The 26541-nt window shown below is 40.7% G+C and carries 22 protein-coding genes; 7 read left to right on the forward strand and 15 right to left on the reverse strand.

Going from position 1 to position 26541, the window contains the following annotated elements; genetic code table 11:
- Positions 1 to 11: 11 nt before the first annotated feature.
- From J3P37_RS09855 to J3P37_RS09865, 3 genes are all read right to left on the reverse strand, one after another.
- Positions 12 to 2213, reverse strand: a complete 2202-nt coding sequence (locus J3P37_RS09855) for a family 1 glycosylhydrolase (RefSeq protein WP_256010941.1) — start codon at positions 2211 to 2213, stop codon at positions 12 to 14.
- 15 nt (positions 2214 to 2228) lie between these two features.
- A complete protein-coding gene (locus J3P37_RS09860) occupies positions 2229 to 3368 on the reverse strand; it encodes a glycosyltransferase family 1 protein (RefSeq protein ID WP_256010942.1) in 1140 nt (379 codons plus the stop codon).
- 125 nt (positions 3369 to 3493) lie between these two features.
- Entirely contained in the window at positions 3494 to 5029 is a 1536-nt protein-coding gene (locus J3P37_RS09865) for a glycoside hydrolase family 10-like protein (protein ID WP_256010943.1), read from the reverse strand.
- A gap of 254 nt (positions 5030 to 5283) precedes the next feature.
- Here J3P37_RS09865 and J3P37_RS09870 point away from each other — a divergent pair, with 254 nt between their 5' ends.
- Positions 5284 to 6198, forward strand: coding sequence for a DUF8428 domain-containing protein (locus J3P37_RS09870; protein WP_256010944.1), 915 nt, complete (start codon positions 5284 to 5286; stop codon positions 6196 to 6198).
- A 69-nt stretch (positions 6199 to 6267) separates the two neighbouring features.
- On the opposite strand, the gene J3P37_RS09875 is transcribed toward J3P37_RS09870, so the two are convergent.
- The 5 genes from J3P37_RS09875 to J3P37_RS09895 all read right to left on the reverse strand — a co-directional run bounded on the left by J3P37_RS09875 (position 6268) and on the right by J3P37_RS09895 (position 15462).
- Positions 6268 to 9702, reverse strand: a complete 3435-nt coding sequence (locus J3P37_RS09875; protein ID WP_256010945.1) for a DUF8818 domain-containing protein — start codon at positions 9700 to 9702, stop codon at positions 6268 to 6270.
- Positions 9702 to 13403, reverse strand: coding sequence for a sensor histidine kinase (locus tag J3P37_RS23110; protein WP_256010946.1), 3702 nt, complete (start codon positions 13401 to 13403; stop codon positions 9702 to 9704). The genes J3P37_RS09875 and J3P37_RS23110 overlap by 1 nt, the downstream gene beginning before the upstream one ends.
- A 79-nt stretch (positions 13404 to 13482) precedes the next feature.
- On the reverse strand, positions 13483 to 14364 hold the full coding sequence (gene fabD / locus J3P37_RS09885; RefSeq protein ID WP_256010947.1) for an ACP S-malonyltransferase: 882 nt from the start codon (positions 14362 to 14364) through the stop codon (positions 13483 to 13485).
- Between the two features lie 32 nt (positions 14365 to 14396).
- Positions 14397 to 15038 (reverse strand): GTP cyclohydrolase I FolE, encoded by a 642-nt coding sequence (gene folE / locus J3P37_RS09890; protein WP_256010948.1) that lies wholly within the window; start codon positions 15036 to 15038, stop codon positions 14397 to 14399.
- Positions 15039 to 15048: 10 nt separating this feature from the next.
- A complete protein-coding gene (locus tag J3P37_RS09895) occupies positions 15049 to 15462 on the reverse strand; it encodes a 6-pyruvoyl trahydropterin synthase family protein (RefSeq protein ID WP_256010949.1) in 414 nt (137 codons plus the stop codon).
- Between the two features lie 134 nt (positions 15463 to 15596).
- Here J3P37_RS09895 and mqnB point away from each other — a divergent pair, with 134 nt between their 5' ends.
- The 3 genes from mqnB to rfaD are packed head-to-tail and all read left to right on the forward strand — an operon-like array spanning position 15597 to position 18058.
- Positions 15597 to 16241, forward strand: a complete 645-nt coding sequence (mqnB, locus tag J3P37_RS09900; protein ID WP_256010950.1) for a futalosine hydrolase — start codon at positions 15597 to 15599, stop codon at positions 16239 to 16241.
- Complete coding sequence (locus J3P37_RS09905) at positions 16238 to 17080, forward strand: menaquinone biosynthesis family protein (protein WP_256010951.1); 843 nt, start codon at positions 16238 to 16240, stop codon at positions 17078 to 17080. The genes mqnB and J3P37_RS09905 overlap by 4 nt, the downstream gene beginning before the upstream one ends.
- A 12-nt stretch (positions 17081 to 17092) precedes the next feature.
- Positions 17093 to 18058 carry an ADP-glyceromanno-heptose 6-epimerase gene (gene rfaD / locus J3P37_RS09910; RefSeq protein ID WP_256010952.1) on the forward strand — a complete coding sequence of 322 codons (966 nt, stop codon included), beginning with the start codon at positions 17093 to 17095 and terminating at the stop codon, positions 18056 to 18058.
- A gap of 3 nt (positions 18059 to 18061) precedes the next feature.
- On the opposite strand, the gene J3P37_RS09915 is transcribed toward rfaD, so the two are convergent.
- From J3P37_RS09915 to J3P37_RS09940, 6 genes are all read right to left on the reverse strand, one after another.
- Positions 18062 to 19204 (reverse strand): ABC transporter permease, encoded by a 1143-nt coding sequence (locus J3P37_RS09915; protein WP_369414073.1) that lies wholly within the window; start codon positions 19202 to 19204, stop codon positions 18062 to 18064.
- 116 nt (positions 19205 to 19320) lie between these two features.
- Entirely contained in the window at positions 19321 to 19956 is a 636-nt protein-coding gene (locus J3P37_RS09920; RefSeq protein ID WP_256010954.1) for an MBL fold metallo-hydrolase, read from the reverse strand.
- A 49-nt stretch (positions 19957 to 20005) separates the two neighbouring features.
- On the reverse strand, positions 20006 to 20584 hold the full coding sequence (gene gldD, locus J3P37_RS09925; RefSeq protein WP_256010955.1) for a gliding motility lipoprotein GldD: 579 nt from the start codon (positions 20582 to 20584) through the stop codon (positions 20006 to 20008).
- The gene (locus J3P37_RS09930; protein WP_256010956.1) at positions 20584 to 21363 is read right to left on the reverse strand and encodes a shikimate dehydrogenase family protein; all 780 of its coding nucleotides are present in this window, start codon (positions 21361 to 21363) and stop codon (positions 20584 to 20586) included. The genes gldD and J3P37_RS09930 overlap by 1 nt, the downstream gene beginning before the upstream one ends.
- 16 nt (positions 21364 to 21379) lie before the next feature.
- Positions 21380 to 22150 carry a phosphosulfolactate synthase gene (locus tag J3P37_RS09935; protein ID WP_256011278.1) on the reverse strand — a complete coding sequence of 257 codons (771 nt, stop codon included), beginning with the start codon at positions 22148 to 22150 and terminating at the stop codon, positions 21380 to 21382.
- Positions 22151 to 22319: 169 nt separating this feature from the next.
- On the reverse strand, positions 22320 to 23723 hold the full coding sequence (locus tag J3P37_RS09940; RefSeq protein ID WP_256010957.1) for a tetratricopeptide repeat protein: 1404 nt from the start codon (positions 23721 to 23723) through the stop codon (positions 22320 to 22322).
- 286 nt (positions 23724 to 24009) lie between these two features.
- On the opposite strand from J3P37_RS09940, the gene J3P37_RS09945 reads away from it, so the two are divergent.
- From J3P37_RS09945 to J3P37_RS09955, 3 genes are all read left to right on the forward strand, one after another.
- A complete protein-coding gene (locus tag J3P37_RS09945; RefSeq protein ID WP_256010958.1) occupies positions 24010 to 24351 on the forward strand; it encodes a hypothetical protein in 342 nt (113 codons plus the stop codon).
- Positions 24352 to 24414: 63 nt separating this feature from the next.
- Positions 24415 to 25143 (forward strand): peptidylprolyl isomerase, encoded by a 729-nt coding sequence (locus tag J3P37_RS09950; RefSeq protein WP_256010959.1) that lies wholly within the window; start codon positions 24415 to 24417, stop codon positions 25141 to 25143.
- Positions 25144 to 25147: 4 nt separating this feature from the next.
- A complete protein-coding gene (locus tag J3P37_RS09955) occupies positions 25148 to 25915 on the forward strand; it encodes an exodeoxyribonuclease III (protein WP_256010960.1) in 768 nt (255 codons plus the stop codon).
- Here J3P37_RS09955 and J3P37_RS09960 read toward each other — a convergent pair.
- A complete protein-coding gene (locus J3P37_RS09960) occupies positions 25912 to 26493 on the reverse strand; it encodes a 5-formyltetrahydrofolate cyclo-ligase (protein WP_256010961.1) in 582 nt (193 codons plus the stop codon). The two genes, J3P37_RS09955 and J3P37_RS09960, sit on opposite strands and share 4 nt — an antisense overlap.
- Positions 26494 to 26541: the final 48 nt, after the last annotated feature.

Below are 26541 nucleotides of genomic sequence, written 5' to 3' on the forward strand. Positions count from 1 at the left end.
TAAGAGCACCTTTAGGCTGTTTCTGACGCCGGAGCGGACAGATCAATGATAGTTTGGTTCTCAAAATAATTACCTAGGGCATGACTTAGGCTCGGTAGAAGAAGGCCTTTTTCGCTATGTAATACACTGTATTGTGGTCTTTTAGCAGCAAGGTTGAGTTTTTTGTTCGGAACGCCAATTACCATTGAAGGATTTACATTGGCATATTTAGCCACTTCGATAGCTAGTTGCGCCCAGGTGATGCTTCCCTGATTAGCAAGGTGCCATATTCCAGATTCATCATCTAGCAGAAGGTCAAGACTTGCATTTACCAGATCAGGGACATAAGTTGGTGAAACAAAGATATCGTTGGCTGCAGTGAACGAAGTTTTGTTCTTTAAAGAAGTAAGTACGTTAGTAACAAAGTTATAATCGTCCCAAGGGCTGAAAAATGCACTTGTTCGTATGATTAAACTGCTGGGAGCTTTCTCGGACACTAGTTTCTCAGCGAGCGCTTTACTTCTTCCGTACACATTTAAAGGCGATACGGGATCACTTTCTGTATAAGAGCTATTCTTTCGTCCATCAAACACCAGGTCGGAAGAAAATGTAAGTAATTTAAAATTATACTTCTCAGACAGCAAGGCAAGATTGAGGGGCCCTTGGGTGTTGGCAATGTAACAATCGTTAGAACTAATTTCGGCGTCATCAACACGCACAAAGCCTGCGGCATTTATTATTGCCCAGGGCTTTTTTTCCGCAATGACTTTTTCTATTTGACTAGGATCAGCCAGATTAAATTCCTGGCGGCTTAATAACAGGTAATGAATGCCTCTTAAATCGCATATTCTTGCAAAAGATCTTCCTAAAGTTCCGGTCTTTCCAATAATTAGCAAGGGTTGTGAACCTCTGTTTTCTGTATTAAGCCTGCGAATGTTGTTCTGAAAATAAAGCACCCGGATATCTTTTTTCCACCAGCCTTTCTCTTCCAGGACCGGGTGGTGAAATTCCCTTCCATCAGCCAGATGCTTTAACATCCCGGCTAGTGCAGTAGGTCGAGGATGCGGTGATCTCAAATCGAAAATCCCCGGTTCATATTCGACGTTTTTACTTGTTAAGAGCTTATTCCAGCCATACGATCCAAGCATTGACCAGGCGGTAATTGCCAAGATGTTAGCACCTTCTTGCTTTAGTTCGCAACAGGTGGTGTAAATATTTTTTAACCAGCGCATCTGCTCATCCCGGGTGCATCCCAAATGAACTTCAGTAACAGCTATGGGGATTTTAAACCTGTCCCAGGCTTCCTTCAATAAAAGCTTTGCTCCATACTCCTCTTCATCAAGATCAACTCTAACAGCTTCAACATCTGCATATTTATGCAGATGATTGCCGCCATGGCTACTTTCGGGGTACTTTTGGAGGTTTTCATCCAGGAAACGCTCGGACGTTGGATAGTAATTAAACCCTAAAATATCTACAGGACAGTTTTTCAGTTTGAAGAACCCGAGTTCCGCCTCGCTAATACCCGACCATAGCAAAAAGCTCCATAAAGGATGCCCGCTGTCGACTTTTCCCATAATCAGATCAAAGCCAAGCCAGCGCCGGTGATTCTCGAAATCTGCCTGGTATTTTAGCAATGGTGTACTATAAGTTCTGGAAAGGTCTTCAGTTTGGACCAGCTTTGCGTTCGGATTGATTTTCCGGATGGCTTCCATAGCCAGCACTGTAGCTTTGCATTCATTGATCAATAATTTCAGGAAGCTGGTATTATCTTTTTGATGGGGGTGCCAATGCCCATACAGTCCGCAAAACCGTGCGGTAGTTAAGGGTTCATTTACCGGCGTGTAATAATTGATCCAGGGGAATTTTTCTGCAACAAGACTTGCATACTTTGCCAGGCCGGTCGCAAAATCATCGGTTTCAATAGATGCATATTTCGGACCGCTGCCATGATGTACTAAGCCGGCAATTGGCTCTACGCCAAGTTCCCTTAAGCGATTAAGATTCCTTTCGATTGAACCCCATTCTATTGTCTTGTTTTGGGTCGGCTGGTGCTTTTCCCAGATTACTGGATACCTGAGCCGTTTTATTCCCAAACTACATAAGAGTTCTATGTCTTTCTCCCGGGTGTAATGACCAGCGAAATGTAATTGATCCAGGTATGTATGCCTGACACGGTTAATTGTGCATTCTATTCCACCCCAAACCTCTACAGGTTTCGATCCTTCTACCATAATAAATTTTATTAGTTAAGCACTCAACGGAACAGCGACTTTTGAGCCTATTGCTTTCCGGATCAAATCCATCATATCCGACCAGGTTTGGTCCCATGATTTGTTTGCAAGGAATGAGTCAACTTCGGTTAACCATTCTTTTCTGGATTTTGTGAGCTCGGATTCGGCTGCTGTTATAAATTGTTCGGCATTGTTTACAATGCTTACTAAATTAAGCATGCCATAGGGGTTAATTACATCTCTTATTGGAGTAGATATTACCGGTATCCCTGCGGAAAGATATTCGGGCGTTTTAGTTGGACTTATATAGCGGGTTGACTCATTTAATAGAAAAGGGATCATTGCAACGTCCCAGCCAGTCAGGTATGAAGGAAGTTCTTCATAAGACTTTCCTCCTAAATAATGGATGTTCTTGTTTTTCGGAAGTATGTCCGGATTGATTTTGACTACCGGCCCTATAAGAATAAAGTTCCAGTCGGGGCGGGCACTTGCCACTTTGCCCACTAGCTGGTAGTCGAATCGCTCATCGATAACGCCATAAAATCCGAATTTTTTTCCGCTGATGCCACCCTGATCGGCAGGCTCAGAAATCTTTTTTCTTGCTTTTGCGAAATGCTTTTTATCGATACTGCTTGGAAAAGGATGAATATTCTGATGCTGGTGTTTTTTTGCTTCGTATAATGACTGGCCTCCTGTAAATACTACATCAGCCCTTGTGAGTAATTCTTTTTCAAGATAACTCAGTTCGGTGGGTGCGTTTTTGAATCCAGTAAGCTCGTCCATACAATCGTAAACCACTAAGCTTGGGAAGTATTCTGCTGAAAACTCCAACGCCATCGGAGTGTAATACCAAAAGATGAAGTCGGATAAGCTTTTCTCCTTAAGGAAGGTTTTAAGGATTTGCTTTTGTAAATTGGTGTTTTCTTTTTTCCCTTTACCTTCAGGCAAGTGTGGAACTAAAACCCAAAGTTTGTCTTCACGTTTACTTATTGAAAGGAAACTATCTCCGTCCTTGGGCACGTCAAATACGGGCTCTTCAAAAAAATATACATTAAATTCCCTGGTAAAACGGGTTAAGAGATGTTGTGGTCGTTGAAATACAAAATCCCAACGCAGATGAGAAAATACTAGTAAATTTTCTGGGACACGTTTCATAGTTTAGTCTTTTATCGTTAGAAATTAACAATTACTCAAAAAAAACGTTTGCGTGTTAGAAAAATATTTATAGCATTAAGTATCGAAATAAAAATTAACCCCTTCCCCTGCTATAAGTTAGTCCATCAGGGCACAGTTATTACTGCTATATTTGATTCAATACTTTCGTTTTTTAGCCTGTCAAGTGCTGTAACCACATAGCTATACTGCATTCCCTTTTGCGAAGTGAAGTCAGTATATGAAGTGACTTGTTTATCAAAACTTATCTTTAAAATCTTCGATGGATCTTGTAAGTTCGCTTGTTCACCGGCATTAAAACGGTAAACCACATATCCATATGCAGTTTCTCCGTCGCGGGCCTTTAGTGGTTCTGTCCAATTCAGGACGACAAACTGTTCTGCAAGGGTAGCTTGTAAATTTAAGGGAGCCATAGGCGGGACATCGTCAAGCCAGATCATTTGAGGGGGTAATGATGGATAGTTGTATAAGTCATTACGAAGGGAGTCTTGAAACCCTGCCAGATTATTTGTTAATGATTTGGAACTGAAGTAGACGCTTCCCTGCACCCGCGGATTCCGGCGGAGATAACGGACCTGATTTGGAAGCTGCTTCCAATCCAGCCAGCCTTCACGTCTTTCGGTTGCTCTATAAGCGGCTTGTCCGATATAGACATGTCTTCCGAAGGCATTGTTGCTCCACCAGTCAACCAGTTTCTCGTAAGGGGCCGCTCTGTAGAAGAAAGGAAAATATATCTGGGGGTTAACATAGTCGATCCAGCCTTCCTGGACCCATTTCCTGGCATCCCCGTAAAGGACGCTATAGCCTGACAGTCCTGAGCTTTCTGAACCTTCGGTATTCTGGCTTTTGTTCTGCCATATACCGAAAGGACTTATGCCAAATTTTACAAATCGTTTGACACTATGGATACTGTCTGATAACTCTTTGATCAGTAGATCCACATTGTTACGGCGCCAGTCGGCAATATTATCGAAATCTTGCCCATACAACCGAAATTGTTCGCCATCGGGTATGCTATGGTTCTTTTCCGGATAGGGATAGAAATAATCATCAAAATGAACGCCGTCGATGTCATAATTCTTCACTACGTCCAATACTACCTGTACGATATAGTCTCGGACTTGTGGAATGCCAGGATTGAACAGTTTTTTTCCTGCGTAAGTGAAGAACCATTCGGGACGTTGCCGGGTGATATGATCTGATGTAACATCCGAAGGTGAAAGTGTAAACGTTGCACGGTAGGGATTGAACCAGGCATGGAGTTCCATACCTCTTTTATGTGCTTCGTTAATTGCAAATTCCAGAGGATCGTAATAGGGGGAAGGAGCCTGCCCCTGTTTGCCTGTAAGAAATTTGCTCCAGGGTTCCTTGCCTTTTGCATACAATGCATCTGTCGCCGGCCGGATTTGAAGCAACACGGCGTTTAAGCCACTTTCCTGGTGTTCGTCCAATATTCTAATCAACTCATTTTGTTGCAGGGTTCCAGACAGACCTTGTTTAGAGGGCCAGTCAATATTCGCAACACTTGCTATCCAAACGCCTCGAAATTCCCTTTTGGGGGGTAATTGTGAAGGTGATTGTGCGGAAATTGATCCTTGTAACACAAACGATATGGAGATCAGTGATAATAATCGTACGAACATATTTTGATTTCAAAAACGACCAAAGATACTTAACTAACAATAAGAAGAATAGATTATTGTGCAGAAGCTTGAAACAAATTGTGTAATCATTCTCAGGTTCTCAAGTTCAGAGAGAAAGTTAAAATATTATATTTGCGATAAGGGATTAACACAGATTGCAATATTTGAAGGTAAAATCAGTTTATTAAATCAAATGATCATGTACATAAACAGTATATATAAGCCATAACTGTTTATTTAAATCATACCATACAATGGAAAAAACTTATCAAGAACAACCACCAAAAAGAGATTCTAATAAAATATATTTTTTGATCGCTGTGATCGTCGCACTTGTGGGAACGAATGTGTATTTGTTCTTAAAAGAAAAAAAATCTGATGAAAAAATAGTTACCATTAGTGATGAAAAATCGAGGATGGAGCTGGAAATCGACAAGATAGAGACAGAGCTAGACAAAGCCAACAATTCAAATATTCAACTTACAGCAGATATGCAAAAGGAGCAGGAGCTTGCCCGGGAAAAGATCTCTCAGCTCCGTGAACAGCTTCGGGCTGGTAAACTTACCCAGGGACAATTGCTTAAAGCCCAGGCTGAGCTTAAGAATCTACGATATTTTGTTACGAAGTACACCTCGGATATAGCGGAGCTTGAAAAGAGAAATGCTGAGTTAACAGTTGAGCGTGATAGTTTGAGAACTACGGTGAGCTCTGTAAGTGATCGGGCGTCGCGACTTGAAGAGCAAAATACAGAACTTAGCTCGAAGGTGAAGGTTGCTGCTGCATTAAAAACAGGAAACATCGCAATTACGCCGCTCCGTATTAAGAACAGCGGTAAGGAAACGGATGTCAGCCGTGCCAGTACAGCGAAAAAGATACGTGTCACCTTCAATATAAATAACAATCCTTTGTCAGAGAAAGGCATGCATGATGTTTTTATAAGGATCATTGACCCGAGTGGAAATCTGATTGTGTCAGATAATAGCAGTGTTTTTGCAGCTGACGGCGACGAATTGCAATATACTTACAGAACTGCTATTGAGTTTGATAATACAGATAAGATCTATAACATAGACTGGACAAACCCGGCGAGTTTCCAAAAAGGGATATATACAGTTGTATTGTATGCTGATGGCTATACAATGGGTAAAACAACTTTTGCTTTAAGATAGTATTGATTCTTAGTATAACTGATACAAGAAGCGCTGTTAAGTCAACAGCTCTTCTTGTATCATGTCTTTTCAGAAAAAAGCCCTGAACTGCAAAGAACCGGTGTGTATTGTTCTTACAGCTTCCGATTTCCTTCCTTCATATCCAATATTAAGCTGTACTCCCTGTGTTATCGTACGCTGGAGCCCTGCCGTCCAGATGATATTATTGCCTGTCTGCAGGCCTTCCAGCATCTCAAAGGACAAGGAAGTATTAGGAGTTCCTTTAAATTTATTTTTTACGAGATTGATGCCTGAATTGATGGTGCCTTTGCGCAAAATATTATACCGAATATCAGATCCCACCTTGTAATTTGTTGATTCTTCTTTACTGTTTATTTGGTTGTTTTGTTGTGTAATGGATCCGTTAAAGCTAAGACGCATATTGTTGTTAAACTGATAATTTATTTCAGGCAAAAATTCCAGGAAGTTGATCTGATAGTTTTTTTCAGTGAATAGTTCTGACCGGTATTTTTTAATGCCCCGTTTTGTCTCCAGAACGAAATTGGTCTTTTGTATATTCCATCGAAGTCTTACACCGCCTTCATTTCTGTTTCGGGTATCGAAGCCATTAATAAGTAATAATTTATTTCCGGAAGTTTGATAGTTAAGATCAATACCGTAAACAGGGCTATTCCTGTTTATAAATAAAGTATTTCTCAAAAACGTGTTATCTGATATAAGATGTACAGCAGCGACACCCGCAAATGGATTGTAAGCCTGGAAGCCTTTTACGCCACTGGTCTTTCTTTCAGTTTTAAACGCAGTTTGGCTGGAAAATAGACTGAGGAACTTCTGGAATCCCGCTTTTCTTTTCCACAATAGGGCCGGGCTTAGGCGAAGTGTATAATTTGCCGTTGTATAATCAGTGTTGATAAATTCGTTTGTATTTTGGTATATACGGATGTACTTTGCCTGATCCTGAAACCGGGCTATTTCAAATTCATTTAGTTCTTTTATTGCATTTTGATTATAGTCGTTCCATGTATAAGCACCCTGGCCAGTAATCACTTCAAGATAAGAGAACTCGCGTTTTGGTTCTCGCCCCGGACCTAATTCATAAAAAATATTGCTATTTACAAAGCCTTTTAATAAGCTTAGGGTATAATCTATTCGTCCCAAAAGCGTGTTTTCATTGTCGTTCGCTATATGCTCGGCGTATTTAACATCACGATAAGTAGAAGTAATTGTTAGTACAGAGTTTGGGTTCGCTGATAGGTTGACCTCTCCTGAAATGATGTTTGCAAGAGACGAATTAAGCAGTTTTGATTGTGAAGGCAGCTGGTCATAACGTTTGCTATACTCGATCCTGGCAGAATTGCCAGATCCGAAATTTGAGACCAGATAAGCTTTGTACTGATCAAACGCGAAACTGTTCAGCGCCAGGAAACCGTCTTCCTGCTTTGTCCGATTTAGCTCCTGTTCGAAGTTGATACCGGCTATAAAGGCCTTAAACTGACGGCTAAGATCTGCCTGTTGCCGGAAAAAGCTTCCCCTATTAAGCACCGAAGATGAGTTCAAAATATTCCCGGAGTAGCGTATCCGGTACTTTCGCCAGTCGTAAGACCCATTGAGACTGTTTTGATATCCGGTGTAAATGTTTTCCTTGATAAACGTATTGAACTGGTAGTTGAGGTTCTTTGAAATATCTTTAAAGAGGCTGAAGGCCACACTGGCTAAATGTTCGTTTTTAAGGGAAGGTAGGCCATGCAGATTAAAGTCGCGTTCAAATTCGACGGGCCGATACCGTTCTATAGGTTTAAAAGCCGATGATGTCCGTTCGTAACTTGCACTTGTTATTAAGCGCGTAGCCAGGCTGTCCTGCTTCCCAAGCCGTGACTCGTTTTTTGCGTAAAGCTTCAGTGCGAACCCTTGATTTTGTTTATTTCCGATGTCTGAAAAAAGATTTACATCATTGTTGCTTAAAGCCACTTCCGAACTGATAAGCGTGTTCGCGGATAGCTTATAGTCGGTGCCGAGCGTAATGAGCTGTTGTTTTTTAGGGGTAATAAGCAGCGTAACGGGTTCATAGCTGCCTTGTTTGTTTCCAGCAACTGGCGGAACATACTCGAACACTCTTCCATTAGCCGCTGAGTTTGGCTTTAACTGATAATTACCATTATTCGATCCCACATATGAAAAGCCAAGTCTGTATTTGGCCAGAGCTGGGTCGATGCTTTGCACGTAAACTCCGGTGCCACCCAATGTGTCAATTTGCTTGTACAGGATTTCATTGTCATTAAAGGTTACAGTGTCGACGTTCGGGAAGTAAGCCTGATTGATGTTATTGCCCACCGCCTGTAAAAAGCCCTTTTGTTCGTTTGTGATTTCCTGAAGAAAAGGCTGGTTCCGGTTATCCTGCTCGTTGTAGTAATTGAGTTTAATGGCAAAGCGCGACTTAGAAATCTCCTGGTTGAAGTAACTGAGTGTGCGGGCGTAGTTTTTGTCTGAGTACTCGAATTCTACAATTATCCGGCTGTTTTGAGTGATAAGTCGTCTCGCCGTAAAGGTTATCTCAGCCGTATTGTAATCAATGACGTAGTCGTTTTCCTGACCTCTTTTTGCCAGGAGACCATCTACAAACACCCTTTCTGTTCCTGAAAGTACTATGATCGATTGCTCGCCATTGCTGCCTGTGATTCGGTAAGGTCCCTGGTTTCCCTCGATGCCGTTTATCGAAATACGGGATGATCTGCCCTTTGCCACGGCCGCGGAAACACTGGTTTTGTAGTTCCAGCCCTTCTTTGAGAAAAACTGGGTAGAAAAGGAGCCTCCTTGTGTTCTTTTGTAGAAGTTCATGAAATAACTGTCGGGCCTTCTTAGCTCAAAATCACCTCCGGTGAGCGAAGCGTTCTTACGCTTTAACTGAATAAAGACTTTGTCGAAGTCGTTTATCTGCTGAGTGTTCCCTTCGGGCTGAATTGGAATATTATCATCAGATATCGCTGCAAGAATTTCCAGATCCTCTGTGATCTTTCCGGCGAGTTGCAAAGTCATGTTAGAATTTAAGGCAAGATCCTGGTTATTCCCAACACCGACAGTTCTTGAAATGCTTCCACTTTTGTTCAGCCCTTCTAAGCTGAAAAGTGTGTTCTTTTCAGGGAATGTAGTTTGTTGTTCAAAGTCCTCATTACTGATCACTCCTTCAGTCACCTCTATGGCCGACCTGTTCGAATACCTGCGCGTAAAAAGCACCGGGAAAACCTGGTATTTAATCTCAAGCGGTGAAACGCCTGGTTTCTCTATCCAGATTAAAACAGACTTGGCCGCATCCATTTTATACGTTTCCCGGGAGATTGTATTTCCCTCATAAGTGATGCTGACCGATCCGGGAACAATACTTAGGGTGTCAATTGTTAGCGTATCCGCAGTACCCTCGATTGATTTCAGGCGATGCAAGTTTTGACCGAATACTTTTGAGCCAAACAGCATGAAACAGCTGGCCCATATAGTAAACGATTTCAGCATCAGGAAGCTAGAGGAAGAATAATATAAAATGTTGTACCCTTATTTTGTTCTGTTTCAAAGCGTATACTGCCATACATGTTTTCGATAGCCTGTTTGACAAATGCTAATCCTAAACCAGTACCAGAGCTTTTTGTAGTAAAATTGGGATTAAATATCCGTTCCCGCAAGTCTTCAGGTATCCCTTTTCCATTATCCTTGACATTGATATATACGTTCTTCCCGGCTGTGCTGAGAACAATTTCGATATTCCCTTTTCTGAAATCAGGTATAGCTTCAATTGCATTTTTAATGAGGTTATTGAAGATTCGAAGTAGATGGTCCTTTCCTCCTTTGACGATTACATCTGCTCCGCTAAGCTTCGTAAATGAGATATTGAGATCCGCACTGTTACGGTATACGTCAATACACTTGTCAATAGTTTCAGATATGTTGATGTTCTCGAATGGAGTATCGGGCATTTTGGCAAAGTTGGAAAACTCCGACGCAATTAAGGAAAGGCTCTCTATTTGCTCGATAAATGATTTGCTAAACTTTTCAAACTTTTTATCGAAGTTCGGGTCCTTTTCTTTCCAGGACTTTTCAAGCAATTGAACTCCCAGTTTTAATGGAGTGAGTGGATTTTTAATTTCATGAGCTACCTGTTTGGCCATCTCCCGCCAGGCTGATTCTCTCTCGGAGCGTGCAAGTTTTTGGGCATTTTCTTCGAGGGCTGCAATCATATTGTTGTATTCCTGAATCAGACCGCCGATCTCGTCATTACTCTTCCATTGAATAGGCTCGTTTTTTGCCCCTATTTGTATCTGACCAAGACTCTTACCAACGAGAGTAAGTGGATAAGTGATCTCATTGGCCAGGAAGATAGCAAAAAGAGCAATCACTACCAGTACCAGGGCATAAACATTAATGAGGGTATTTAGATATGAACCTACGCGAATATCATATTCGTGTTCATTAGAATAGTTGGGCAAACTGAGGTAAGCAATAGTTTCGTTTTTGCTGTCTCTGATAGGCTTGTATACCGATATGAATTCCATCTTCCCAATACGCTCATGATTTAAAAATTCTGAGCGCTGGTATTTGTTTAGGAAGGTATAAGCCATAGCATTCATCAATGGAGATATAAATCCATAATCGTAGATATTTGGCTGGGTAGTAAATATCATTTTTCCAGAAGTGCTATAAAGATTAAGATCCGTGGCATTAATTTCAGCAAAGGATTGCAGTGCTTCTTCGCTTGAGGAAGAAAGTCCTTTGTTGAACATGTCATTGTTTTCGATAGCGTTTTTAATTTGATCGGCCTGCAACACAAGTTCCTGCTCTTTTTGCTGTCTGAACTGCTGGCTGATGCTGAAGTAGGTAATCCCGCCGACGATTAAAAGAGTAACCACAATAGCAGCAACCAGAGATGCCTGTATCCTGGTTTTGTATAAAATCCTGTTTCTCGATATCAGGTAGCTCCATCTGTAGCCATTAAGGCGAAAATTATCATCGTGAAAAATAACCCAGATCTGGTGGATAAGTATAATGGTGACCGAAAATGAAAGAAGGACCAGAAACAAGAAAGATACGGAGGCGAGCTGTATCACCCAGGTAATGACTGGCTTGCTAACCACAACTACCTTTGTGGCATTGGATTTATAAATTATATGGCTGTACCCGTTTTTTTCAATATAAACATATTTCCCTGTTTCGGCTGGAAAATCATTGTTAATGAGATTGTAAATGTAATTGCCGTTTTGATTAAGTAATCGCCCCTTGCTATAAAATGCAAATGAGTAATTATTTAACTGTTCGTCGCTATTAATTTTTCCATCTGCTAACACTTCCGGGAAAGATGCCTGCTCTTTGAATGTTTTCGATTCTAACTCAAGGGCGAGAGTCCCAAGATGGTGTTCTCCCTGACGGATAGGAATGAGTGCGAAATAATGCTGAAAGCCGAATGTGTTATTAACTCTGTAAAAATATTCGGAAACTTTAATAGAGCCAGCTACAACCAAGTTTTTAAAATGCTTTAAGGCCTTTGTATCTGTTTCTGGAATACTGTATCCCTCCCAGTTAGGATAGATCTTAAAATCGTATCGCGACAAGTAGCCATCAAAATGCAGCTTCCTTAATTTTTTTTGGAGCTTTTCTTTGCCATGTTGCTGCTCTTCGAAATAATCGATAACATCCTGGTCCTTTAAGATTTCTTGCTCAAGGGCAAAAAACATTAAAACCGCGTTCGGGTCGTCTGCGGCTTCAAGCTTGTGAGCTATCTCCTGACGGTTTGCTCTCTCTTTGGTGTATTGAAATGCCGCCAGTTTAACGGACGCTATAATTGCAAATACGAGTGTCGAGAAGAGAAATATGACAAGTTTGTAACTATGGTTCTTATTATAAAATGCCCAGCCCCGCAGGAAGATGATGATTGCAAAAAACAAAACAAATATGCTGAATGCATTAAATATGATCTGTATGAATAATATAGATGATACTCCAGTCAGAAATATGGACAATCGTTCACGGTTAGTTAAGGAAAGGGTTTGACCGATTACAAGTACAATTTCGATGAGAAGGTATACATTAAAGATCGCAACGCACATTAAAAGAACTCCAAGCCAGCTATGAGCGTTCAGGTATATGGCATTTGTGAGATCAAAGTTAATGTTGGAGCGGATAACGAGGCTGTAAAAAATCTCATTATGCTGATAGGCTACCAGGTAGATGATCACGCCTAATAAAGTGAATATAGCTACGGACGAAGCTTTGTTGAATTTTTTGTCAAAGAGGGTGATTTCAAAACGGTAGCTGTAGATAAAGCAAATGAACCAGCTTACCATCACTGCATTCAGTATAAAATCGCCAAGCGTTGGGAAGAAATAAGTTCCGGAATAGAATTTTGAGTCAAAAACCGGGACGTCGAAATAGGTGTCAAACCATGAGAATTCTAGCGTTACTATCCGCAGTATAAGGAAATATAGGAAGAAAAAGAGAATACTTGATTTCACATATCCTTTATTTGAAAAGTGGATGGAAACATAATTCACGAATATGGTGGCGAAAAGAGCTGTAAGCAGCCAGATCCATAATTCCAGCTTGGAATAGAAGGTATTTGTGATTGCAGATTTTAGCTTTACCGAAAATAGATACTTTCCTTCAGCGGTTTTTATATTATAAACCTGTTTGTCGTTGTAATCAGCAATTTCAATGTTGTTTTCGTTGATAAGGTCGGGTGCGAAGATATTTTTGAGATGTTTATTTTGAAACCGATATTCTGATTTTATTGGAATAAGAAAGACAGCTGAAAATGTGCCCGACGAGCGTTTTAAAGCCTGATACCAGCCATTTTGACTTTTTATTAAACTGGAACCTTCTTTTAGGCCAGCATCAGTAATCGGTGCAATATTATTGGATCCCCAGAACACCAACTGGCTTTTCTGATAAGTAAACACATAAATAGAACGCTCGTCTCCAAAGTTTTCAATGATCTGAGTAGCCAGGCTGGGGTTATGATGGATATTTTGGAGATTCTTGAAATTAGTCGGTTCAGCGAGGTAAGCACTTACGAATCTTTCCTTTTTATTTAAGTTCCGCTCTACCAACTTCGCATCGAAGTCAAGGATCTCGGATTTATCGAAAGTGAAATGAAGTGTAAGTGCTGTAGCGGCAAAGCTAATAGTAAGTAGAAATAAAAGTAGCCGTATTTTAAAAGTAGCACTCACGTAATAAAGGTTTTAGTAAAAGTAGCATAAAAAAGACAGGTGCAGTACGCATCTGTCTTTTTTGTATTATAAGAGTAAACTAGAAAGCGGCACTTGTTGTTTGAATTGTTCTGTCTACTTTCTTAATCAAACCTTGTAACACATTTCCCGGGCCAACTTCCGTAAACGAATGAGCACCGTCTTCAAGCATTTTCTTAACTGTTTGAGTCCACCGAACTGCGCCTGTTAGCTGGGCAATCAGATTATGTTTAATCTTTTCGGGATCAGTATAAGGTTTAGCATCAATATTCTGATAGACCGGACAACGTGGCGGCACAATCTGGGTTTCCGATATGGCAGTTTCAAGCTCTGCTCTTGCAGCCTCCATTAATGGAGAATGAAATGCCCCGCTGACATTTAGTTTGAGCGCTCTTTTTGCCCCTTTTTCGGTCAGTAAGGCACAAGCTTTGTCAATACCTTCAATGCTTCCTGATATTACCAATTGGCCCGGACAATTGTAATTTGCCGGAACCACAACTTCACTTACCATTTCGCAAACTTCTTCAACGGTATAATCGTCCAGGCCAAGGATCGCAGCCATAGTAGAGGGCTGGATTTCGCAGGCTTTCTGCATGGCGTTGGCGCGGGCAGCAACCAGTCTTAGTCCGTCCTCGAAGCTTAATGCTCCGGCAGCAACCAGGGCCGAAAATTCACCTAATGAATGACCGGCAACCATTTCTGGTTTAAAGTTGTCTCCCAGAGCATCAGCCAGTATTACGGAGTGAAGAAAAATAGCGGGTTGTGTAACGTTGGTTTGTTTCAGGTCCTCATCGGTGCCATTAAACATGATGTCAGTTATTCTGAAGCCCAAAACTTCGTTAGCTTTTTCAAATAGTTCCTTTGCTCTGTCAGAATGTTCGTAGAGGTCCTTTCCCATTCCTGGAAACTGAGCACCTTGCCCTGGAAATACGTATGCTTTCATTTATGTTTTAATATGAATTATTTAAAGTAGCCTTAATCAAGGCTCGCCGTTATCAGCCTTAAAAACTCTGAGCGGGTTTTGTCGTTAACAAAAGCTCCTGTGAAAGCTGATGTTGTGGTAACAGAGTTTTGTTTCTGGATACCCCGCATACTCATACAAAGGTGTTTGCATTCAATCACCACTGCTACTCCTAATGGCTCAAGGGTGTTTTGAATACAATCGCGGATTTCGTTAGTTAATCGTTCCTGAACCTGTAGCCGGCGAGCATAGGCCTCCACTACACGCGGGATCTTACTCAGACCTACAATCTGGCCGTTGGGTATATAGGCAACATGTGCTTTTCCCAAAAATGGTAACATATGATGCTCGCACATGGAGTACACCTCAATATCCTTCACTACAACCATCTGGCTGTATTCTTCCTTAAACATAGCACCTCTTAAAATTTCCTCTGGTTTAAGGTCGTAACCGTGTGTAAGGAACTGGAGCGCTTTTGCTACCCGCTCGGGCGTCTTCAGCAGCCCTTCGCGACTTGGATCTTCACCAAGGTCAGACAGGATCTGGCTATAATGAGAGGCAATGCTCTCTATTTTCTGAGGATTGTACCGGTCTATTTTGACATAGCCATCTAATTCGTTCTCCTCTGCCATATAGTTTTTCGACTGTTCTTCCATGATGAATTGATTATTCGCCGAAATATTCAACGAAATTATTTTCGGTTTCGACAAGTTTTATACTATGCACTGCGACATTTAAAGGATCGAGCTGAGATTTCAGTTGTTTATAGATCTCCATTGCAAGAACCTCAGTAGATGCCATTTTGCCCTCCATGAAATCGACATCAAGGTTTATATTTTTATGGTCAAGCTTGTCGGTTATATGGGTACGGATGATTTCTTTTAATACTTTCAGATCTATTACGAAGCCTGTTTGAGGATCTACGTTTCCTTTTACTGTGACAAATAATTCGTAATTATGACCATGCCAGTTCGGGTTTGAGCACTTTCCAAATACTTCTCTGTTCTGCTCATTGCTCCATTCTTCCCTGAATAATTTATGGGCTGCATTGAATTGCTCTCTGCGGGTGATGTAAATCATTTCTATAATAAATAATTGCAAACTTACATAAAATTTTACCTCCGGCGATTTCTGCTGGGGTCTTGTTGGGGATATCTGACCCGGGATTGACTTTTATGATGAAATTAAAATCAATCAATATGTAACTTTGCCAGATGAAATTGTTGTTGGTGTCAGCCACTCAGCTGGAAATTCAACCATTTATTTCTCATTTCGAATTGCCTGGTCTGTCTGGAACAGCGGCAAGGCATGAAATAGAGGTGTTAGTTACAGGGGTTGGAATGGTTGCCACTGCCTTTAATCTTGGAAAGGTTCTGTCAAACGGAGCATTTGATCTGGCAGTCAATGCCGGAATTGCTGGTGCTTTCGACAGACGCTTGCAGCCGGGGGATATAGTACGGGTAATAAATGACTGTCTGGCCGAACTTGGTGCTGAAGATGGAGACGCTTTTATCCCTGTAAACGAACTGGGTTTTGGTGATAGTACTTATGTTGATTCCCCTGGTTCTTTGATAAGCGCTTCGTTTTTAGGTTCTTTAAAGCCGGTAAGCGCAATAACCGTAAACCGGATTCATGGCACGGAGGAAAGTATAGGTAGTATAGTTGCCAGATTAAATCCCCAGATAGAAAGTATGGAGGGCGCTGCTTTTTTTTACTCCTGTAGCCAATCAGGGTTACCCTATATTCAAATCAGGAGTATCTCCAATTATGTGGAAAGGCGTAACCGTGAAAACTGGGATATTCCCCTGGCTGTAAAAAACCTAAATAAATGTTTAATAGAGCTGATAGATAATATATGAAACTAAGTCTTGGATTTTCACCATGCCCTAATGATACTTTTATTTTTGACGCCCTCATCCATCACAAAATAGATACTGAGGGACTAGAATTTGAAGTGTTTTACGATGATGTCGAAACCTTGAACCAAAAAGCGTTCAGGAAAGAACTTGATATAACGAAATTAAGTTTCCATGCATTTGCTTATGCTTTGAATGAGTATGTGCTTCTTGATTCAGGTAGTGCCCTTGGTTTCGGAGTTGGGCCTTTATTGATTTCCAGGAGGCCGGAGCCCCTACAGTCGGAGATTCCTAATCTTGAAATTGGCATTCCGGGGAAGTTTACCACTGCTAATTTTCTTCTTAGCGTGGCTTTTCCTGAAGCTATAAACAAAAAAGAAATACACTTTTCAGAGATCGAGGATTCACTGACAAAAGGAGACATCGATCTCGGCCTGATCATACATGAAAACAGGTTTACTTACCAGGACAAAGGTTTGAATAAAGTACTTGACCTTGGTGAATATTGGGAACAAAAAACCGGCTGTGCGATTCCGCTGGGAGGAATTGTGATCAAACGAGATCTGCCTGAAGACATACAGTTAAAGGTAAACAGGGCGATTAGGAGAAGTGTGGAGTTTGCGTTTGCTAATCCGAAATCGGGACTTGCATTCATCAAAGAGCATGCACAGGCTATGCAGGAGGAAGTTATGTATAAGCATATCGAGCTGTACGTTAATAAATATTCAATAAATTTGGGCTCTGAAGGTAGAAAGGCAGTGCAGCTGCTTTTCGATGTTGCCTTAGAGAACGGAATTATTCCTAGACTAGAAAAAAGTATTTTTTTAACACAAGATTCTTAAAATAAGATATATATGATAATAATTACAGGTGCAGCGGGATTCATCAGCAGCTGTTTAATACAAAAACTGAACGATGAAGGTTACTATGACCTGGTTCTGGTTGACGACTTTTCTAATGAAGAACAAAATAAGAATTTCGAAGCTAAGCGCTATTCTCAAAAAGTTGATCGCGATGAGTTTATTGGATGGCTAAAAGAAAATCAACTTCATGTTCAGTTTATCTTTCACCTGGGAGCCCGGACAGATACTACCGAGTTTGACTATGAACTATTAAAGAAACTGAATCTTCAATATACCCAGGATATTTGGAATATATGCGTTGAATTCGGCTTGCCATTGGTGTATGCTTCCTCTGCTGCTACTTATGGTTTGGGAGAGGCAGGCTATGATGATGATGAAACGCGGCTGGATGAGTTGAAGCCGCTTAACCCTTACGGTGATTCTAAAAACGAGTTCGATAAGTGGGCGCTTAAACAAGAAAGACAACCTTATTTCTGGGCAGGATTGAAATTTTTTAACGTTTACGGACCTAATGAATATCACAAAGGACGTATGGCATCGGTTGTATTCCATACGTTTAACCAGATCACGAAGACGGGGGGAATGAAGCTTTTCCAATCACATAACCCTGATTTTAAGGATGGTGAGCAGAAAAGAGATTTTGTTTACGTCAAAGATGTAACGGAAGTATTGTATTTTTTAATGCATCATCGCAAAGATTCCGGCATCTATAATTTAGGCTCGGGTAAAGCTCGTACTTTTCTGGATCTGGCCGTTAATACGTTCAAAGCAATGGACAAAGAGCCAAATGTCAGTTTTGTACCCACGCCGGAAGATATCAGGGATAAGTATCAGTACTTTACCGAAGCTAAAATGGGCAAGCTGGAGGCTATAGGTTACCACAAGCCTTTCCATTCACTGGAAGAGGGGGTGGAAGACTATGTTAAGAATTATCTTATACCAGGCAGATATTTATAGTTATTATAATTCATCTTTACTATTGTTAAGGTGTTTTACACTTAACCGCGATGAGACGGCAGAAGCTATTGTAGATATCAGGACAACTGTTACAAATATCAACACATAATCAACCCAGTTGATCCCGATAGGATAGGCGTCGGTTATAAAATCAGCTTCTGCCATTTTTATAAACCCATATTTCTGTTGAAGAACTGAGAAAACATATCCGGCAAACATTCCGGCGATACAGCCTATCAGCGATATCATCATTCCTTCCACGAAAAATATATTTCTTATTAGCGCAGTGTCTGCCCCGATGCTGCTTAAAATGGCAATATCTTTTTTCTTATCGATCACGAGCATTGTCAGGGATCCTATGATATTAAAAACTGCAATGATAAGAACAAAGGTAAGGATGAAAAATATCGCCCATTTTTCAGTATTTAAGATCTTGTATAGTAGTTCATTTTGCTGCACCCGGTTTTTTACAAGAAACTCTGAGCCTAGCTTTTGGATAAGTTCCTCCTGAAACTTCGCTGCCGATTCGCCCTTTTTAAGATACAATTCTATTGCAGAAATATTTTTCTCTTCACCAAGTAGTTCTCTTGCAAAAGTTAAAGGAACAATTAACGATTCGTCAAATTGCTGTTGTATCTGAAAAACCCCGATAGGATGTATTGTTTTTACGGTGAACTCTTCTGCGGGATTAAGTGAGTTTGACTTCCCCTTATTGGGTGAAAATACCTGAAGGTCTCTAAAGTTATCGCCAACGTTTATGCTGAGCGCAAACTGCACCATTGAACCAATCACCGCGTAGGGAGTATCCTCTGCCTCAAGTATAAAAGCTCCCTGTAATAGTGTACTGTCGAGATTCTGGCGTTTTAGAAAATCTTTAGAAACTCCTTTTACCATGGCGATGTATTGGCCGTCGTCATATTTCAGGAGTGCTTTCTCTTGTAAGACCTCAGTATAATTAGATATCCTGCTGTCTTTTTTAAGGGAAGTGAACACTACCTCCGAGGGATCGAACGTTTTGCCTTTTGACGGTTCAATTCTGATTTCAGGCGTGAAAGTATTGTACATTGACAATATCACGTTTTCAAACCCATTAAAAACTGAAAGTATGATGATTAGTGCGGCACTGCCCACAAAAACGCCCAGCATGGAAATGCTAGAAATAAAATTTATGGCATTTAATGATTTCTTAGAAAAGAGGTATCGTCGCGCAATATAATAGGAAGTATTCAAGAGCAGCTCATTGAGGTTAATACATCAGTGTGTTAAAAAAACGGGTTATGCTGCTTCTCAAAGCCGATGCTTGTCTCTCTTCCATGTCCGGGATAAACAATTGTAGCGTCGGGCAGGACAAAAAGCTTTTCGCGGATGTTGGACAATAGCTGAGCGTGATTACCTCCTGGAAGGTCAGTTCTACCGATACTCCCGTAAAATAAAACATCGCCGCCGATTACTATTTTTTCGGTTTTGCTGTAAAAGCAGAGATGTGCAGGTGAGTGTCCAGGTGCAAAAATAATTTCGAGTTCGCTGTTTCCAAAATTGATACTTCCTGTTTCAGGGAGAAATCTTTCAGGTAAAGGAGAAACTTCGTACTGAAATCCCTGCGCTGGAGCATACGATGGAACGGCTGTAAGAAGCGGTAGTTCACCCTCATGAAACTGAGGTTTCAAGCCATAGGTGTCAAATACGAATTTGTTGCCTAAAACATGGTCGATATGGCAATGGGTATTCAGTAAAAGAACAGGGCTAAGTTTTTGTTCAGCTATGTATTTTGTAATCGCATTCTGTTCGGCTCCGGTATACATTCCCGGATCTATAATAACACACTGTCTGCTTTCATCAAATAAGATGTAAGTGTTTTCCTGATATGGATTGTTAACAAAGGAATGTACATGTATCATAGCTCTCAAAAATAGTAAAAACCTTTAGGTTAAAATGTTCTTTAAAGGTCTACTTCCACCGGAATGATTTTACAAAAACATCGATGTCTTTTTTAACGAAGTCGAGGACTGGCTTTATGGAATCAATGCGGGGCACTTCGTCAAAGTACAGAGCCCCCCTCAAATAATGCTTCGTACTGTCAGTGAGGAAAAACTGCACTGATGAAGCTGTATTGCCATCGATAGTATAATAGATTCCGTATACCTTTTTTTCAGGATAAGCTATCCTTGCTTCATTGATCCCGGTTGCTTTTACAGTATGTTTAAAAGCGAAGGTCCTTGAGTCTTCAATTAGCTCATTAAAAACTTTTCTTGAGGAGATAGGCTGATAGCTTAGGTGAATTTTCCCGTTGAATTCGGGATAAACGATATTTAGCCAACATGGCTCGGTGCCCTGGGAATCGTCAGGCAGCACTTTTGCATACCTGGCGTAGTCAAAAATGAATGGGCAGTTACTTTTATATTCCTGGTATGATTTCTCAGGCAGAACTATGTTAAAATATCCCCGTGGTTTTGGGGAATAGTCGTTTCTGCAGGATATGCAACTTAATAAGCTTGAAAAAATCAGTAAGTAAGTTGCATGTCTCATTAGCTATTCCATATTTCCCAGGATTTCACTGCTTGCAGGTCAAGCATTTCCTCCCCGTTTTTTATCATTGCACCTTGCTGTTTTCCTCGTTTAAGGAATTCAGTTTCCTTAGGATTATATACCAGATCGTAGAGTAAATGTTTTTCAGAAAGATATTCATATGGGATGTCTGGGCAGGCACTGATATCGGGGGCTTGTCCCAGAGGCGTTGTATTTATGATAAGGGTATACTCTTTAATAAGGCTTTCTGAAAGTTCTTCATAAGTAATTTGCTTTCTAGCTTTTTTGCGTGAAACACTTTGGTAATCAATACCCAGTTTTTTCAGGACAAAGATCACCGCCCGGGAGGCGCCTCCCGTTCCCAGTACAAGCGCTTTAGTATGGTGTTTTTTCAGCAAGGGTTTAAGAGATTCCAAAAAGCCGTATGCATCAGTATTGTAACCTTCCAGGCGCACTTTCATAGGTGAAAGCTCACCGGTAAAAAAGGACTCTACTGGTTTGTTTTTTATGATCTTGATACAATTAACAGCATCTATGTCCTTGGCTTCGGCGCTGATCTTATCTAAATAGTACATCACCCCAATCTTGTGGGGTATGGTTACATTAAGACCACATAGATCAGGGTTGGAATTAATAAGTCCTTCGATATCGCTTATGTTCTGAATAGGAAATAATTCGTAAGAACAGTCATTCAGCCCCTCTCTTTCAAATTTCTCGGTAAAGTACTTTTTTGAGAAGGAATGCCCCAGAGGATAGCCAATCAATCCGAATTTCTTCATATTAAAAGAATATCCTTTAAACGCTAAGTGTTTTAAGAAAGTGATCAAAAGTATCGCCACGCAGGCCTAAGCGAATCGTTTCCAGAGGGATCACTTCTGCGGGAGCGATATTGCCAAGATTGACATTTGCACCAATCAGCTTAATAAACCAAACCTGCTGGTCTTTCTGAGGTGCCTCCCAAATGATTGTGCCTTCTGGTATCTGGGTAAGGATTTCATCTACGAGCCCTTCTCTTACTTCGCCAGATTCACGGTAGATCCCCACATTTCCACCTTCCCTTGATTCGGCAATTAGTTTCCATGAACCAGCTTCGATTTCTGCATGCATCATTTTGATCCACTTGTAGGGTGCAAAGATCTTCTGCGCATCCTTAGATCCAACCTCGGAGATAACTGTAACCTGTGAGCTCAGTTTTCTGATAAACTCACACTTTTCATCGTGCTCTATGTCGATGGATCCGTCAGATACCTCAGCAAGCTGCATGTCATACTTGTCAAGTACCCTGCGGTAGTCTTCAAACTGATTTCTGATTACGAAAGCTTCAAACAAGGTCCCGCCAAAATATACAGGTATGCCGGCGTTTCTATAAACTGCTAATTTATCTTTAAGATTAGGGGTAACGAAAGAAGTAGACCATCCAAGTTTTACAATATCCACATAAGGGCCTGATACTTCAAGAAAGTTCTCAATTTCTCTAATGCTTAAGCCCTTGTCCATAACCATGGTTAGGCCTTTCTCTCTGGGCTTTGGTGTGCGATCAGGAATTTGATTTAAACTGAAATTAATCATAGCCTGCAAATCTCACAAAAAAAATCCAATACTACCGTGACAATTGTATTGGATTGAGTATTTTTTATGTTAAAAAAAACTTTTTATTGAAAGTAAATGGAATTAACGGTCGGGAAGACGTTCTTCGAAATCGTTAATTGCAGTTGTAAGCCTCTTTAATGCAGGATTATATCAGATACTTATTTATTATATCAATTATAATTTTATTGTTCTGCAGCTGAGGAAGATACTCAAAAAGAATATCATGCTTGGTGGGATCTATTTTAAGTGCGATTTCCAGGCAGTTCAATGCTTCGTTATATTGGCCATCTGCAAAGAGATAGGCTACAATACGGTAGTACAATTCAGCAGCATCGGGATTGTTCTTAATAGCTTCTGCCATGATTTCAATGGCTTGCACGAGCTTGTTTTGCTCGTATAGAATAGATGAATAATCCAGCCATGCTTCCACATCAATTGGATTTAGTTCGATCACTTTCTCGTAGGCCTTTTCTGATTCTTCGAGTTTGCCAAGTTTGTATTGTGCATCAGCAATAGCAAACCAATAGTCGGCATTCAGGTCGTCTAATGCCAGGGCCTTATTATAGAAATGAAGCGATTCAAAGTAACGATCTTCGAAATCGAGAGTTACACCAATCCCAAACCATGCATCAGCCAGTTTCGAATCCATTTTTACGGCTTTTTTGTAATATGACCGCGCCTCTTCCATTTGTTCAAGTTTTTCATAGCATTCGCCAATTGCACAATACGTATCTGCATTAGGCGGTTCATATTCAAAGGTCTGCTTGTAAACTTCAATGGCTTCGGTAAACTTGTCCAGATGAACCAAGGAGTTTCCCTTGTTGAAATAAGCAGATGAAAAGTTCTCTTTAATGAGAATGGCATAATCATATGCATCTATTGCCATTTCAAAAAATGACATCTTATGGTAGGCATTACCTAAGTTGTACCATGCAGCGTAGCTGTATGGTTCATTGTCAATGTATTGTTTGTAAAACTGGATGCTTTCTTCCTGTTTGTCTAAAACATCATAGCAGAAGGCAAGTTCATATAATGCATCCTGATTTTCCATGTTTTGTTCGAGACATTTCTTCAGGCTTATGACCGCGTTTTCATAATCACCTACGTTCTGATACACCATTGCGATATGTAATAATATCTCATCGGTGTTTTCAGCCAGCTGGAGAGCCTTCTGGTAATTTTCAAGAGCTTCGTCATGCCGCTCCAGTATCTGATAGATATTTCCCCGTATAAGGAATATATCTGCTTCGGAGGGCTCAAATAGTTCAGCTTTATCAAGAGCCTCAAATGCATTTTCGAACTGGTTTGTCGCGATATATAACTGAGCCTTTTTAATGTGAAAAACTACGGCAAACGGGTGCTGATTTACGGCATACTCCACCACCTGCAATGCTTTGATAGGGTCGTTTTTTTCAATATAATAATCTATAATGTTTTCGAATGCCTGCGCATCAAAAAAATATTGATCCTTATTCCGGATCATTTCCTCGTAACGTTCAACTGAAAATTTAGGATCTTCACTGAACTCAAATTCAAAGTCATCTTCCATCAATACTAAGGTTAAAAAGAACGCCGTCTTTAGGTTAAACTCATAATGAAAAAACTATGCCAGTTTTATTAACTATTAAATTACTTTAAAAAAGGATAATCTCATTTAATTATTTATCAACATTTTAGTTGGTTTTTTCATAATGATTTGAACATTAATAAAATAGCAGATCGGATTGTGAATAAGTCGTGCGTGTGTAGTAAAATGCTGAATAATATAAATATAAGGAAAAGTCTGACATTTGAAAGAATATTCTTGACACCTGGCTGTTTATATTTGCATTTAGATGACACCCGCAGAGATAAACAAAAGATGGCCTGAACTTCAGGAACGGCTGGCCAGGCATTTTGATACAGATATTCCGGATATAAAGGTAATGTTGTTTTTGATCGGCGTCCAGGAATTGGGAAAAGGGCCGAGGAAGTTTTCAAAGCGACAGAAGGAAGAGCTGATGCATATTGCTAACTGCCGCCTGTTCAGTGAACTAGGCTTTTACGAACTCGAAGGTTTAGACCAGGACGGCTGGCCACATTGGAAGTTGGTGAAACCAATTCCAGCTTATACTTTGCTTGAGCAGGAAATGTTGATGAAGTCATTACTCATCGACTACTTCGATGATTTTGATTAAACGTTGTCCGGCTGGCTAAACCCTCAACTGATTTTTTGATCTATTCAATAAACACACATTTACATGAGATTTTTAATAGCGGTATTAGTACTTTTCCTTTCGAGTGTTACCAGCTTCGCTGCCAAACCGCAAAATACTTATGTGCGCATAAGAACGGCACATGGAGAATGCATTGTTAGATTATACAACGAAACTCCGAAACACAAAGAAAACTTTACCAAGCTGGTGAAGCAGGGTTTCTATAATCAAACCTTGTTTCACCGGGTAATTAAGGATTTTATGATCCAGGGCGGTGATCCCGGCTCTAAGAACGCAAAGCCTGGACAGCTTTTGGGGAATGGCGGTTTGACTTACACCGTTCCTGCAGAATTTGCTCCCGGATTATTTCACAAAAAAGGAGCATTGGCTGCAGCCCGTGACAATAATCCAGAAAAGGCTTCGAGTTCTACCCAGTTTTATTTGGTACAGGGAAGAGTTTTTACGGAGGAAGAATTGAATCGTATTGAACAATTCTATTTGGGTGGACGGAAGATGCCGACTGAACAAAGAGATGTATATAAGACGCTAGGGGGTGCCCCTTCTCTTGATCAGAATTACACTGTTTTTGGGGAGATAGTGCAGGGGGTGGAATTGGTCGATGCTATCGCAGCTCTGCCCGGCGATCAGAATGACAGACCTTTAACTGATGTACCGATGCAGGCTACTCTCCTTAAAAAGAAGGAAGTAAAAAAACTTGAAAAGGCCTTGCTTCAGGAGGCCTTCAGGAAAAATTTAATTATGCGATCAAGATAGATTAATGAAGATCATTACATATAATGTTAATGGGATACGCTCTGCCCTGAGTAAAGACTGGTTAACCTGGCTTCAGGCAGCAGATCCGGATGTGGTATGCCTTCAGGAAATAAAAGCTCACCCTGAGCAGCTTACAGACCTGGGTTTACTGGAGCGTTTAGGGTATGAACATTATTGGTATCCGGCACAAAAAAAAGGCTATAGCGGAACAGCGATTCTTACGAAACATACTCCGAAGCATGTGGAGTACGGTTGCGGCCATTGTGATTACGATTTTGAGGGCCGAATTCTCCGGGCGGACTTTGAGAACGTTTCGGTGATGAGTACTTATTTCCCTTCAGGCTCGAGCGGTGATCTCAGACAAGTTTTTAAATATCGTTTTCTTGACGATTTTCAGCAATATATCGATAAGCTAGAGAATGAACATCCAAGGCTTGTGATTTCGGGAGATTTTAATATCTGCCATAAGGCAATTGATATTCATAACCCGAAATCTAATGCCAATTCGTCAGGTTTTCTTCCGCAGGAAAGGGAATGGATGGAGAACTTTGTGAATACAGGATTTATTGATTCGTTCCGCTATTTTAATGAAGATCCCCACCATTACACGTGGTGGAGTTTCAGAGCTGGAGCGCGTAAGAAGAACTTAGGCTGGCGTATCGATTACAACATGGTTAGCAAAGATTTGGAACCTCATTTGGAACGCTCCAAAATTTTATGCGATGCGGTTCATTCTGACCACTGTCCGGTATTGCTGGAATTGAGTGTTTAGATGTAATTGTTAAAGCGCCATATCCGGTATGGCGTTATGCAAATATCCAGAGGGATATCATGTTCATCCGTATCCTCAATTTTCTCTTCAGGCTCAAAAAGTGAAACACCAATTTTTATTGTCTCTGATCTGCACTCTGAAAGGAACCTGTCGTAAAACCCTTTTCCATAACCAATGCGGTTACCTTTCTTATCAAATGCAAGAAGCGGCACAATTACGGCATCTATTCGCGATGGTTCCATTTCTTCACCATATTCAGGTTCGGTGATACCCCACTCGTTCATGGCCAGTGCGGTATGCTCATTCCATACAATATGAACCAGGGTGTGTGCCTTTATATCGCTTTTGGGCAGAAGGATTTTGATCTCAGGGTGTTTTTCTCTAAGCCAGTCGACCAGTAAGAGACTATTGAATTCGTGCTTCCCTACTATTGGATAAAAGGCATGAAGATATCGAACACGGCTGAAATCTAGTGAAGAAAAGTAGTTCAAAACAGCATCAGACAGATGCCCGGCCTCTTGGGTGCTTAGATCGCTTCTTTTCTGGAGATACTGTTTTCTGAGTAGAGATTTGTTCACAATGATTAAAAAGAAACGGTTGCAATTATTGCAACCGTCGTTATTAAC

Source organism: Desertivirga xinjiangensis, assembly GCF_024436435.1.
Lineage (GTDB): Bacteria > Bacteroidota > Bacteroidia > Sphingobacteriales > Sphingobacteriaceae > Desertivirga > Desertivirga xinjiangensis.